Origin of the sequence: Methylobacterium mesophilicum (assembly GCF_022179445.1) — a bacterium.
Lineage (GTDB): Bacteria > Pseudomonadota > Alphaproteobacteria > Rhizobiales > Beijerinckiaceae > Methylobacterium > Methylobacterium mesophilicum.
The window spans coordinates 65205-77523 of the sequence record NZ_BPQU01000021.1 but is presented as its reverse complement, the minus strand read 5'-3'; the positions used below and the strand labels follow the sequence as shown (position 1 = coordinate 77523).

The following is a 12319-nucleotide window of genomic DNA, read 5'->3' as shown; positions in this document are numbered from 1 at the left end:
TCCAAGAACGCCCCGCGGGTGTTCAAGGGGTGCCGACATGAGTACGCTCCCGCACGCTCCGACCGATCCGAATCGCCCGCCCTGGCCAATCGTCGCCAGCGGCCTCGTCGCCCTCGCGGTCGCGATGGGGATCGGCCGGTTCGCGTTCACGCCCCTGATGCCGCTGATGATGCGCGACGACACCCTCACCGCCGCCGCGGGCGCCGAATGGGCCGCGGCGAATTATGTCGGGTACTTGGTCGGTGCGCTGACGGCCCCCTGGTTCGCCCGCGCTCCGCTCCGGGGCCTCCTGCTCAGCCTCGCCGGCGTGGCGCTGACGACGGTGGCGATGGCGGCGGCCGATCACGCCGCGCCGGCCGGGCTCGGTGCCGGATTGCGGGCCTTGGCCGGCGTGTTCAGCGCGTGGGCCCTGATCTGCGCGAGCGGCTGGTGCCTCGCCGAGCTCGCCCGGCGCCACGTCGCGCGGCTCGGCGCATGGATCTACACCGGCGTGGGCCTGGGCATCGCGCTGGCCGGCGCGCTGGCCTGGCTGGGTGGAACCCAGCAGGCGACGCGGCTGTGGCTCGAACTGGGCCTCGTCGCAGGTTTGGGCGCGCTGCTCGTCGGGTTCCTGTCCCGGGGGCAGGGCCTGGCCCCGGTCCGGATCGGCGAGCGCGAGGCCGCGTCCTTCGCCCGTCCGTCACGGAGCGGGCAGGCGGCCCTGGTCCTGTGCTACGGAATTTTCGGGTTCGGCTACATCGTGCCGGCCACGTTCCTGCCCGCGATGGCCCGCGAGTTGGCCTCCGACCCAAGGGTGTTCGGCCTGACTTGGCCGCTGTTCGGCCTCGCCTCGGCCCTGTCGGTCGCGGCCGTGGCCCACTGGCTGACGCGCGTGCCGCGGCGGCTTCTCTGGGCGGCGGCGCAGGGCCTCATGGCGCTCGGCACCGGCCTGCCCCTGGCGGCCCACACCCTCTGGGCGGTCGCGGCCTCGGCGGTGCTGGTGGGCGGGACCTTCATGGTCGCCACCATGGCGGGCCTGCAACTGGCCCGCGAGGCGCGGCCCGACAACCCAACGCCGCTCCTCGCCCGCATGACCGCCGCCTTCGCGGCCGGACAGATCCTCGGCCCGGTGCTCGTGCGCCTGCTGGGTCCCGGCCGCCGCGCCGGCTGGGACGCCCTGGACTGCACCGGCGCCGTCGCCACCCTGCTGCTGGTGCTGACGGCTCTGTGGCTGTGGCGCGCCGCGCGCGTATCGCCTGAGCGGCTGGTGCCGATCTGACACGGCGTCGGGTCGCGCACCCCAATCTGGTGAGCCCTTGGCTGGCACCGTCGAGCGAGGCTGCGCCGATCACCCCACCCGCCGCAACGGCAGCCGCAGCCCCGGGGCCGGCCTTTCCAAAAGAACCTCCCGGCGGAAGCGCACCAAGCGGGCCGGTCGGCCGGCGGTGCCGCTGGTGAGGGCCTCGGTCTCCTCCACCAGCCCCTGCTGGGCGACGAGCCGGCGAAAGTTCTGCTTGTGCAGCTGCGTGCCCGACAGGGCCTCGACGGTGCGCTGGAGCTGGAGCAGGGTGAAGGCCGGGGGCATCAGCTCGAACACCACCGGGCGGTATTTGATCTTGCCGCGCAGCCGGCCGATCGCGGTGGCGAGCACCCGGCGGTGGTCGAAGGCCATCGGCACGCCGGTCGGGTCGTTCGGCACCGCCGGGCCGGCATTGCCCTTCGCTTCCGGGATCAGGCCGGCCTCGAACAGCAACTCGTAGCGCTCCAGCACGCGCTCCTCGTTCCAGGTGCCGCCGTTCATCCCGAAGGTCAGGCCGAGCCGGTCGAGGCGGCGGGTGCGGATCGCGCAATCCGTCGGCTCGGCGGCCCAGGCGGCGAGCTGCGTCTCGATCGCGTCGAGCTGGGGCGGCCGGCCTTTGCGGAAATCCTCGTACGGGAGGTAGCGGTACCAGTTCTGCCACGCCGCCTCGGCCAGGCCGGCCGGGCGTTCCTCGCGGACCAAGGCGAGGTAGGCCACCGAGAGCGAATGCGCGTCCGGCATGTCGGCGGTGCCGGAGCGGTCGCGGTCGCCGAAGGTGTAGAGCTGCTCGACATAGCCGAGGCGCTGGTGCGTCTGCCGCTCAACCCAGGCGCGCAGGCCCCGCTCCAGGGTGGCGTGCTCGGGCACGAGCGGCCCGGCCGGGAGGCCGTCGCCGCGGCCCGGGGCCTGATCCGGGACCCGGATGGTCAGGGCGCGCGGCTCCCCCTTGGTCGCCGCGACGATCACCGCGACGAGGCCCACGGAGGAGCGCTCCGGCAGGGCCTGTGCCCCGCGCGCACCCGTCTGTGCCTCGCCGACCGTCATCGTCCCTCTAGAAAAACCTCTCCCGCCGGGTGCGGGATCCCAGACTGATACGTCTCTATAGGGGTACAGGATCGCCGCGCGTCAACGCGGCTCTGTGACCGGACGGGTTGCAAAGCCGACGGCCGCTGCCCAAACAGGACCGCCCGAGATGCGCCGGCGCGGGGCCGGCGCAGGGCCAGTTCCGGCGGGGGCCGGCGACCAGAATGGCAGCGCGCGCGAACTCCGCGACGGCCGGGAGCCGGCCCGTCGATCTGCGGCTCTACGGCCTCCTCGATGTCGGCGTCTGCGGCGCCGACGGCGATCATCTGGCGCGGCTCGCCGCCGACGCGGCGACGGGGGGCGCGACCCTGCTCCAGTACCGCGAGAAGGACATCCCGGACGCCCGCGTCGCGCTCGCGCGGATCCGGGCGATCCAGGCCGCCGTGGGCGGGCGGGTGCCGGTACTGGTCAACGACCGGGTCGACCTGGCCCTGGCAGCCGGTGCGGACGGCGTCCATCTCGGCCAGAGCGATCTCCACCCGGCCGAGGCGCGCTGCCTGCTGGGGGAGGGGGCGATCATCGGGTTGACCGTCAAGACCGCCGTCCAGGCCGACGAGCTGTATCGGCTGCCGGTCGATTACGCCTGCATCGGCGGCGTGTTCGCCACCACCAGCAAGGATAATCCCGATCCACCGGTCGGCCTCGATGGCTTTTCGCGCATCGCCTTCCGGGCCCGGCTCGCCCGCGGCGCCGGCTTGCCGCTCGGCGCCATCGCGGGCATCGGCCTGCACAACGCCGCCCCGGTGATCGCCGCCGGTGCGGACGGCGTCGCGGTGATCACCGCCCTGTTCGGGACCGAGCCGGTGCGCCAGCGCGCCCGGGAACTGCGCGCGGCCATCGACGCCGCCCTGTCGGTGCGGGGAGACTCAAGGTGAGCGGCGCCAGCCCCATCGCGGTCACCATCGCGGGCTCGGATTCCGGCGGCGGCGCCGGCATCCAGGCCGACCTCAAGACTTTCTCGGCGCTCGGCGTCTACGGCGCCAGCGTGATCACGGCGCTCACCGCCCAGAACACCCGCGGCGTCCAGGGCATCCACGACGTGCCGGCCGACTTCGTGGCCCGGCAGATCGACAGCGTGTTCTCCGATCTGGCGGTCGATGCCGTGAAGATCGGCATGCTGTCGCAGATCGCGGTGATCGAGGCGGTCGCCGACGGGCTGTCACGGTGGGCCGGGACCGCCCCGGTGGTCCTCGACCCCGTGATGGTCGCCACCAGCGGCGACCGGCTGATCTCGCAGGACGCCGTGGCGGCGCTCCGCGAGCGGCTGATGGGCCGGGCCGACCTGATCACCCCCAACCTGCCGGAAGCGGCGGTGCTGCTCGGCGAGCCGGTCGCCGGGGACGAGGCGGCAATCGTCGCCCAGGCCCGGCGGCTCATCGCGCTGGGCGCCCGCGCCGTGCTGATCAAGGGCGGCCACGGGACCGGGGCGCTAAGCGTCGATCACCTCGTGACACGGGAGGGTCACGCGCAGACCTTCGCGGCCCAGCGAATCGCCACGCGCAACACCCACGGCACCGGCTGCACGCTCTCGTCCGCGATCGCGGCGGGGCTCGCCCGGGGCCTGACGCTGCCGGAGGCGGTGACGGCCGCGAAGGACTACCTCACGGCCGCGCTCACGGCCGCGGATCGCCTTGCGATCGGCGCCGGCCATGGGCCGGTCCACCACTTCCACGCGATCTGGCGTTAGCTTCCAAAGCCCCCTGCCTTGCGTCCGGACGGCGATTGCGTTTGAAGAAGCGCACGATCGTTCGGATAACGGAACGGCCAGGGTGGACCGGTGACGATGCAGGACCAGGCGGAACGGCCCGACCGGACGCGCGGACGCGACCTGCTGACCGGGGCGCAGGTGCTCTCCGGCCAGCTCGGCAAGACGATCCAGCGCCTGCGCAAGGCCTACAACCTTTCGCTGTCGGAACTCGCCGAGCAATCGGGCGTGGCGAAGTCGATCATCAGCCAGATCGAGCGCAACGAGACCAACCCGACGCTGGCGACGATCTGGCGGTTGTCCCAGGCGCTCGACGTGTCGATCGACCGGGTCCTGGCGTCGAGCGACGAGGAGCCGTTCATCGAGAAGACCTCCCGGGCGGACACCCCGATCCTGGTCTCGGAGGACGGCAAGGTCCGGCTGGCGATCATCGGCTGGATCAAGACGATCGAGTGGCTGCAATGGTATGAGGTCACGGCCGACCTCGGCGGCGTCCTCGATTCGGATCCGCACCAGCGCGGCTCGGTGGAATCGCTCTCGGTCGCCGAGGGCGCGTTCGAGGTCGAGATCGGCGGGATCGTGCAGCGCGCCCGGACCGGCGAGACCCTGCGCTACCGCTGCGACCGGCCTCACCTCGTGCGCTGCACCGAGGGCCCGGCCCGGGCTACCATGGTGGTGATCCTAAAGGCGGCCGTGATGGAGTGACCGGCCGGGCGACCTTCTTGTGCGAACGATTGGGTTGTAGCAACCTCAAGACCGAGAGGCATTACGGGAATCAAGGGCGGCCCCGTGGAGCGTATCGGGCGGCTGCTCTTTGACCACCCCCTTGTGAAAGCCGTCGGACTCGGCCTCCTTGGTCTTCTTGGCAACGTTCTGTCGGGCGCCTACATCTTCGAGATCACGAAGACGATCGACGGAGTACAGGTTCTCGATTGGAGCGCGACGCCTTACAGCCGTTCGTTCTGGCTTCTCGTGATCGTCCTATCAGGCATGGGTTTGTACGGTTGGGGGGCCGCCCGCTACGAAAACAGGATGCGCCGCGCATTGAGTGAGGCCGACGTTCTGGGCATCGCGCTTCAGGAACTGGTCGGCCCGATGATCGAAGCGGCGAAACGCGATATTCAGGACAGGAAGCTGCGGACGCTCGACGACGTCAAGCGAATGTTCGGATCCGAGTCGGGGGATCGTCAGCCATGAACACCGTGTTCACCCAACATGCCGTCGACCGCATGCAGGCGCGCGACGTCAACGACATCGACGTGAGCCGTCTTCTCGAGAAGGTCGAGCATGTCTCGAGAGATCGCGAGACCCTGACGCGTTCGGAAGATGTCGTCCGCTTAGGCAAGCGTCACGGCGAGGAGACCTTCATCGTTCGTGCCGGCGACATGAGGGCTGTCTTGGCGCTCACGCAAGACCGACCGGAGCAGATGATCGTCCTCGGCGTATTCCGGGCTGACGAAGCGCCGTCTTCCATCGACCGATTACAGCCGGGCGTCTGATCGACGGCATCGTGCGGCTCAGGCCGCGCCCCGTCACCGTCCGGTATTCACCCACCGCACCACGTCGGCCAGCACGGTGGTCAGGGCCTGGTCGAGGGCGCGGGCGCCGTTGCCGGCGTCGATCTCGGCCACCGGCACGCGGGCGGTGAAGATCCGGGCGGCGGTGACCTTACCGGTGCCGTCGGCCACGAGCTTCAGGGACAGGTCGACCACCGCCTCACCGGTCGTCGCCTGGATGTCGAAGGCGCGGATCTCGCTGATCAGCTGATAATCCGCCACGACCTTGTCGCCGGGCCGGCTGACCGAGCGGAGCCGGCCGGAATTCTCCAGGCTCTGCAGGAGGCGGGTCTGGATCAGCCGCGGCAGCCGGTCGGCCCATTGGCCGCCGCCCAGGAAGGCGAGGGCGCCGCCGGATTCGCGCACGATGATCCGGTCGGCCTCGAACGGCTGGATCCCCACGGGCTCCGACACGGCGATCGAGCGGCCGGCCGCGACCGGGCGCCCGGCCGGAGGGAGCGCCGCGAGATCGAAGGTCAGGGGCGTCGCACCGCCGCAGCCACCCAGCAGGGCGGCGAGCAGCGCGGCGGCGATGAGGTGGGACGAGCAGCGGGCCATACGCACAACCTGAGGAACCCCGCCGGCGAACGGCAGAGCTGTATAAGCTATGCCGCAGAAACTATCCCTCGCTCGTATAAGTGCCGTGCGCCGGGACACATCGGCCGGGCGCACGGTGATTTCACCGCCCGCCGTTGTATTCGGGCAACGACGGCTTGCCGCCGAAGATCACCTGGCTCGGGTCGCGCTCCAGGCTGCGCACGGTGCGGTTCAGGGTGTTGAGGGTGCGCTGCCCGTCTCCCGACAGGGCCTCCACCTCCCGGCGGCCGGTGCCGCTCAGGCGGCCGAAATTCGTCGAGATGCTGGCGGTGCGCTTGTCGAGGTTCTCCGACATGACGCGGAAGGCCTTGCCGGCGTCGCGCACCGAGACCGCGGCCGCGCGGATCTCCGTGAATGTGCTGGAGCCCTCCTGGCCGGAGGCGGAGCCGAGGAAGCTCTGGGCGCCGTTGAGCACCGCGTCGATCTTGTCGGCCGATGCGTTGAGCTTGGCCGCCAGTGAGCGGGCGTCGTGCACGGCGCCCTCAATGTCCGGGCTGGACTTCGACAGGGCCGCCGAGAACCGGTCGGCATTGTCGATTACGTGGCCGAGCTTCACCCCATCCACCGCCTTGACCAGGGTCGCGATGTTCGGGCCCGCATCGGCGAGCGTCTTCGAGAACGCCTCGACATTGGTGAGCGCGCGGTTGATCGCGCCCTCGTTGCCGGCCACGATCCGGTCGAGCCGGGCGAGCATGTCGTCGGCCCGCTGGGCGACCTGGCGGGCCAGCGCCATCATGTCCTGCATGTCGGAGGAATCGGCGAAGATCGTCGGCGGCTCGCCGTTGGCCATCGGGGCGAGCACGGGCGCGTCGGCGTTGCCGCCCGACAGGGAGATCACCGAGACGCCGGTCAGCATCGCCGAATCGAGCCGGGCGCGGGTGTCGGCCCGGAGCGGCGTCGAGGGGTCGACCTTGATCTGGGCGAGCACCCGGCGCGGGTCCTGCGGGGCGAGGCGGATATCGGTGACCTCGCCGACCTTGATGCCGTTGAAGTTCACGCTCGACCCGCGGGAGAGCCCCCCGACCGAGCCGGAGAATACGATGCGGACGATCTGGCTCACCTGCCGCGAGGAGCCACCGGAGAGCCACAGCACGGTGCCGAAGCCCGCCAGGATGACGGCGAGGGTGAAGGCCCCGATGAGGGCGTAGTTCGCGCGGGTTTCCATGCGATCAGCCTGCGGTTCCGCTCGGCGAACGGGGTCCGGCCGAGCTGCGTGTCCACGATCCCAGGCGGGACCGGGACGGGATCAGGGGGAAGGGGCGGTCAGGCATGCGCCGGCACCCCGGGGGTGATGGCGCGGGCCCGCTTGCCGTGGAAGTATGAGCGCAACCAGGGGTGGTCGCTCGCCAGCATCTCCTCGATCGTGCCGGCGGCGATGATCTGGCCGTCGCCCAGCGCCGCGATGCGGTCGCAGGCGGTGTAGAGGCTGTCGAGGTCGTGGGTGACCATGAACACGGTCAGGCCCAGCGTCTCCTTCAGGGTCGAGACGAGGTCGTCGAACTCGCCCGCGCCGATCGGGTCGAGCCCCGAGGTCGGCTCGTCGAGGAACAGGATCTCGGGATCGAGCGCCAGGGAGCGGGCGAGCGCCGCGCGCTTGATCATGCCGCCGGACAGCTCGGAGGGCAGCTTGTCCGCCGCATCCGGTTGCAAGCCGACCATCTCGATCTTGAGCCGGGCGAACTCGTCGAGCAGGCGTTCGGACAAGTCGAGATGCTCGCGCATCGGCACCTGGATGTTCTGTTTGACCGTCAGCGCCGAGAACAGGGCGCCCTGCTGGAACAGCACGCCCCAGCGCTGCTCCATGCGGCGGCGCTCGGCATAGGTCATGCCGTCGACGTCGCGGCCGAACACCTCGATCGTGCCCGCCCGCTTCGGCGTCAGGCCCAGGATCGTCCGGGTGAGCACCGACTTGCCCTGGCCCGACGGCCCGACGAAGCCCATGATCTCGCCCGCGCGGATGTCGAGGTTCAGCCCCTTGAGGATGGTGCGGTCCCGGAAGCCGACCACGAGGTCGCGAACCCGGATGATGGGTGCGGGGCCGGCGGCGGTCTCGGGCATGGCGGGGGCGATCATCACAGCGGGCTCAGAAATCGATCGCGGCGAAGAACACGGCGAACAATCCATCGAGGACGATGACCATGAAGATGGACTTCACGACTGAGGCGGTGACGTGGCGGCCCAGAGATTCGGCCGAGCCCTCCACGGCGAAGCCCTCGATCGTGGCGAGAATCCCGATGATCAGTGCCATGAACGGCGCCTTGATCAGGCCGACCATGACGTGGTGCACGCCCACCGCCGCCTGGAGCCGGACCAGGAACTGATCCAGCGTCAGCCCGCCGTACAGCATGGCGGTGAGGCCGCCGCCAGTGAGCGCGGCGATGTCGCCGATCAGCGTCAGCATCGGCAGGCCGACCATCAGGGCCAGCACCCGTGGCACGATCAGGATCTCGATGGGATCGAGGCCCATGACCCGGAGGGCGTCGACCTCCTCGCGCATGCGCATCGAGCCGATCTCGGCGGTGATCGCCGAGCCCGAGCGGCCCGCGACCATGATCGAGGTGAGCAGGACGCCCATCTCGCGCAGGATCAGGAGGCCGATCAGGTTCACCACGAAGGTCTGGGCGCCGAAGCGCTGGAGCTGGAAGATGCCCTGCTGGGCGACGATGCCGCCGACCAGGAACGAGATCAGCACGATGATCGGGGCGCCGTTGAAGGCCACCTGCTGGATCTGGTTGACCAGGGCGGTGCCCCGGAACGTGCCCGGCCGCAGGGCCACCCGCCCGCAGGCGGCGATCACCTCGCCCAGGAAGGCGAGGGCGGTGACGAACTCGCGGCCGCCGCGCACGGTTTCGCGGCCGACCGTGTCGAGGAACCCGACGACGCGGCCGCGTCGCAGCGGGTCCGCGGCCTCGACCTCGCGCAGGCGGACCTCGCCCAGCAGGGTCCGGTGCTCGGTCCGCACGCCGACATAGGTCAGCGCGCCTCCCGCGTGCTCGATCTCGGCGCGGGTCCGCTCGAGCACCCAGGCGCCCAGCGTGTCGAGCCGCTCGATCCCGGACAGGTCCACCGTCACGGAACCGGTCCGGCCGGCCGCCAGGATGCGCGCCGCATTCGCCTCGACGGTCGGCGCCTGGTCGGCGGTCCAGCGCCCGTCGAGCGCCAACCGGCCATCCGCCGGCCGGTCCCGCAGCGATGCGCCGGGAACCATGCCCTCGCTCAGCAAGCCCTAACTCCTCGATTGGAGGCACCACCCTGCCGTGTGGTTATGTCGACATTACGGTTGACGATCCGTATCCGGCGGCACGCGGCCGGAGGCGAGCGCCAGACCCAGGCCGCAGGCGGCGAGCGGCGCCATCAGCAGGAAGGCGAGGGGGCCGCCGGCCCGGTAGGCGAGCCCGCTCGCCAGGGTGGCGACCACGGAGATTCCGGCGTTGACCGCGCTGAGCGTGCCCTGCGCCCGGCCCCGCGCGCCCTCGGGGGCGTAGGCCGACACCGCCGCCATCGCGCCGAGCTGCGTCGCCCCGAAGGTCAGGCCGTGCAGGCCCTGGAGCGGTACCAGGGCGGCCAGGTGGTCGCCCAGAAGATACATGCCGACCGCGCGCAGGATCGCCGCCGCGGCGCCCAGAGCCAGCAGCCGCACCGGGCTGCGCCAGGCGGCGGGGAGGGCGGTGATGCCGGCAAACAGCGCGATCTCGGCCAGCACGCCGGTCGCCCAGAGCGAGCCGACCCAGGCCGGTGCGATCCCCTGGCTGGTCCAGTAGATGCTGCCGAACCCGTAGATCGCCCCGTGGCTCGCCTGGATCGCCGCCGCGGCGCCGATGCAGAGCCACAGCCTGAGCGGCAGGCGCGGCCGCACGGTCCCGGACGGGACCTGCGGCAGGGCCACCACCGAGCGGCTGCGCCAGGCCACGAACCCCGCCGCCAGGGCGAGGCCGGTGAGCAGCAGCGGCACCGCGAGCTGGCCGCCGAGCGCGGAGAGCATCAGGCCGCCCGCGAGGTTGGCCAGCAGGAACGCGATGGAGCCCGCCATCCGGATCCGGGCGTAGACCAGGCGGGCGTCGCGGCGCACGGCCGCCAGAGTCAGGTAGTCGATGCACGGCACCAGCGGCGCGCCGGCCACGGCGTTGAGGACGATGAGCGACGCGAGCGCGGGCCAGCCGAGCCCGGCGGCGCCGGGCATCAGCGCGTAGGTCAGGCTGAGGGCGAGGCTGCCGATCATGATCAGCCGCCGCGGACCCAGCCCGCGGTCGAGCAGGCTCATCAGCGGCGCCGTCGCGACGATCCGCGTGGCGATCGGCAGGGCGAGCAGCACGCCGATCACCCCGGCATCGAGGCCGAGGCCGTCGAGCCAGAGCGGCATGAACGGCATCGCGATGCCGATCTCGGTGAAGACGACGGCGTACAGCAGCGACAGGCGCGCCGGGCCGGACGGACGAGGCAAGGATAAGAGGTCCCGGAGGAAGGGAAGCGGGTTCGGGGACGTCCCGGGTCCCGGGTGCGAACGCCGTAAGCGCCCGTTAAACCCTCCCTGTCAATTTGCCGTCTCCCGGTTCGCACCGCGCGCCGGCCGTCGCCGTGCCGTCCTTTCGGGTTCGGAGGGATCCCATGTCCGGTTCAGCCCCCGCAGGCGCCCTCGCCGAGTACGAGGCGATCGAGGCGACGATCTGCCTCAGCGAGCGCGGGCGCTGGTTTCTGGCCGAGTATGCCCGGCGCAACCGGGCCGCCGAGACCGAGATGCTGCTCGGCGCCATGAGCCGGCTCGAGCACGTGGTGACGGCCGAGCGGGACAACCAAGCCTTCGGTCAGCTGCACGGCAACCTCGTCGAGATGGCCGCGGCGATCAGCCAGACCAAGGCCGAGATCGCCGCGATCAGCGCGCGCGACAACGAGCAGACCCGCCTGACGCAGGCCTCCCTGGCGCTGGACGCCATCGTCCGCGAGACCGAGCAGGCGACCTCCGACATCCTCGGCTCGGCCGAAGCGATCCAGGAGGCGGCCTGGACCCTGCGCGAGCGGGGCGCCGACGCCCCGACCTGCGACGCGCTGGATCGGCACGCGACCGCGATCTACACGGCCTGCTCGTTTCAGGATCTCACCGCCCAGCGCACCGCCCGGATCGTCTATACATTGCGCTACCTCGAGGACCGGCTCGCGTCGATGATCGCGATCTGGGGCACCGACGCCGAGCGGATCCCGCCGATGCCGGTCAACCCGGCGGCCGGGGCCCTGCCGGACGCGCCACCGCTCGACCTCTGCCAGAGCGACATCGACCGCTACATCGCCATGGAGGTCCCGGCCGTGACCGCGGCGGCGCTCGTCGCCCGCCCGGGAAGCCCGCCGCTGCACGAGGACATCGTGTTCCTGCCCGTCTCGGACGAGGCGGAAAACGCGACGATCGAGGATCTCGCGGCGGAAAACGCGTTCGTAGGCATGGATGCCATACACGCCGAGCCCAGCCCCAACGCGGATGGGGCCGAGTTCGCGGCCGCACCCGCCTTGGAACCGGGCTTGCCGGCCTTGAGCTTCGCGGCGATCGACGCGCTGCCGCCGGAGCAGCGGCTCGCCCTGTTCGCCTGACGGCGCGGACGCGCCCGGAGCCTGCTATCAGGGGGCCCCGCCCGCCGAGGGCCGTCAGACGAAACGCTTCCGTGGCCCTGAACCTGATCAAGCTCTGCGTCGGACCCGCCTCCATCGCCGACCTCGAAGCCCGTCAGGAGCGGTACCGGGCCGAGGCTTTGCGCGAGGGTCGGCCGGCCGACCCGTTCCACGTCACCCGCACCCTGCCCAAGCGCCATCGCGAGATCGCCGGCAAGGGCTCGATCTACTGGGTGATCCGCGGGACCCTGTCCTGTCGGCAGGCGATCACCGCGATCGAGAAGCTGACCGGAGAGGACGGCATCCCGCGCTGCCGGCTCGTCTTCGACCCGCGCCTCGTTCCGGTGTCGCCCCGCCCCTGCCGACCGTTCCAGGGCTGGCGCTACCTCACGGCCCGAGACGCACCGGCCGACCTGGGCGCCGGGCAATCGGGCGACCTCGCCGAGATGCCCGAGGCCCTGCGCCGCGAGCTGGTCGGTCTGGGCCTTCTCTGAGGCCGCGTAC

At 71.4% G+C, this 12319-nt stretch carries 14 protein-coding genes; 8 read left to right on the top strand and 6 right to left on the bottom strand.

Translation table 11 applies throughout. The features are described from left to right. Positions 1 to 37: 37 nt before the first annotated feature. A complete protein-coding gene (locus MFF40_RS19385; protein ID WP_238261838.1) occupies positions 38 to 1258 on the top strand; it encodes a YbfB/YjiJ family MFS transporter in 1221 nt (406 codons plus the stop codon). 69 nt (positions 1259 to 1327) lie between these two features. Here the strand turns inward: MFF40_RS19385 and MFF40_RS19380 are convergent, their stop codons facing one another. Further along, positions 1328 to 2323 (bottom strand): NUDIX hydrolase, encoded by a 996-nt coding sequence (locus MFF40_RS19380; RefSeq protein ID WP_147896983.1) that lies wholly within the window; start codon positions 2321 to 2323, stop codon positions 1328 to 1330. Positions 2324 to 2526: 203 nt separating this feature from the next. Between MFF40_RS19380 and thiE the strand changes: the two genes are divergently transcribed. From thiE to MFF40_RS19355, 5 genes are all read left to right on the top strand, one after another. Continuing rightward, positions 2527 to 3237, top strand: a complete 711-nt coding sequence (thiE, locus tag MFF40_RS19375; protein WP_147896984.1) for a thiamine phosphate synthase — start codon at positions 2527 to 2529, stop codon at positions 3235 to 3237. Continuing rightward, positions 3234 to 4049 carry a bifunctional hydroxymethylpyrimidine kinase/phosphomethylpyrimidine kinase gene (gene thiD / locus MFF40_RS19370; protein ID WP_147855712.1) on the top strand — a complete coding sequence of 272 codons (816 nt, stop codon included), beginning with the start codon at positions 3234 to 3236 and terminating at the stop codon, positions 4047 to 4049. The genes thiE and thiD overlap by 4 nt, the downstream gene beginning before the upstream one ends. A gap of 96 nt (positions 4050 to 4145) precedes the next feature. Then, positions 4146 to 4772 carry a helix-turn-helix domain-containing protein gene (locus MFF40_RS19365; protein ID WP_147855717.1) on the top strand — a complete coding sequence of 209 codons (627 nt, stop codon included), beginning with the start codon at positions 4146 to 4148 and terminating at the stop codon, positions 4770 to 4772. An 84-nt stretch (positions 4773 to 4856) separates the two neighbouring features. Continuing rightward, positions 4857 to 5264 carry a hypothetical protein gene (locus tag MFF40_RS19360; RefSeq protein WP_147855713.1) on the top strand — a complete coding sequence of 136 codons (408 nt, stop codon included), beginning with the start codon at positions 4857 to 4859 and terminating at the stop codon, positions 5262 to 5264. Continuing rightward, complete coding sequence (locus tag MFF40_RS19355; RefSeq protein WP_147855714.1) at positions 5261 to 5566, top strand: DUF4258 domain-containing protein; 306 nt, start codon at positions 5261 to 5263, stop codon at positions 5564 to 5566. The genes MFF40_RS19360 and MFF40_RS19355 overlap by 4 nt, the downstream gene beginning before the upstream one ends. Before the next feature lie 33 nt (positions 5567 to 5599). On the opposite strand, the gene MFF40_RS19350 is transcribed toward MFF40_RS19355, so the two are convergent. The 5 genes from MFF40_RS19350 to MFF40_RS19330 form a co-directional block, all read right to left on the bottom strand. Beyond that, positions 5600 to 6181 (bottom strand): ABC-type transport auxiliary lipoprotein family protein, encoded by a 582-nt coding sequence (locus tag MFF40_RS19350; RefSeq protein ID WP_238261836.1) that lies wholly within the window; start codon positions 6179 to 6181, stop codon positions 5600 to 5602. 121 nt (positions 6182 to 6302) lie between these two features. Beyond that, on the bottom strand, positions 6303 to 7385 hold the full coding sequence (locus tag MFF40_RS19345; protein ID WP_147855716.1) for an MlaD family protein: 1083 nt from the start codon (positions 7383 to 7385) through the stop codon (positions 6303 to 6305). 98 nt (positions 7386 to 7483) lie between these two features. After that, entirely contained in the window at positions 7484 to 8293 is an 810-nt protein-coding gene (locus MFF40_RS19340; protein WP_187277788.1) for an ABC transporter ATP-binding protein, read from the bottom strand. Between the two features lie 10 nt (positions 8294 to 8303). Next, positions 8304 to 9428, bottom strand: a complete 1125-nt coding sequence (locus MFF40_RS19335; RefSeq protein ID WP_147855719.1) for an ABC transporter permease — start codon at positions 9426 to 9428, stop codon at positions 8304 to 8306. A gap of 66 nt (positions 9429 to 9494) precedes the next feature. Beyond that, entirely contained in the window at positions 9495 to 10661 is a 1167-nt protein-coding gene (locus MFF40_RS19330) for an MFS transporter (RefSeq protein WP_147896985.1), read from the bottom strand. Positions 10662 to 10825: 164 nt separating this feature from the next. Here MFF40_RS19330 and MFF40_RS19325 point away from each other — a divergent pair, with 164 nt between their 5' ends. Together MFF40_RS19325 and MFF40_RS19320 are read left to right on the top strand one after the other, a co-directional pair. After that, on the top strand, positions 10826 to 11797 hold the full coding sequence (locus MFF40_RS19325; protein WP_147857010.1) for a hypothetical protein: 972 nt from the start codon (positions 10826 to 10828) through the stop codon (positions 11795 to 11797). 71 nt (positions 11798 to 11868) lie between these two features. Continuing rightward, positions 11869 to 12309 (top strand): DUF1489 family protein, encoded by a 441-nt coding sequence (locus MFF40_RS19320; protein WP_147857009.1) that lies wholly within the window; start codon positions 11869 to 11871, stop codon positions 12307 to 12309. Positions 12310 to 12319: the final 10 nt, after the last annotated feature.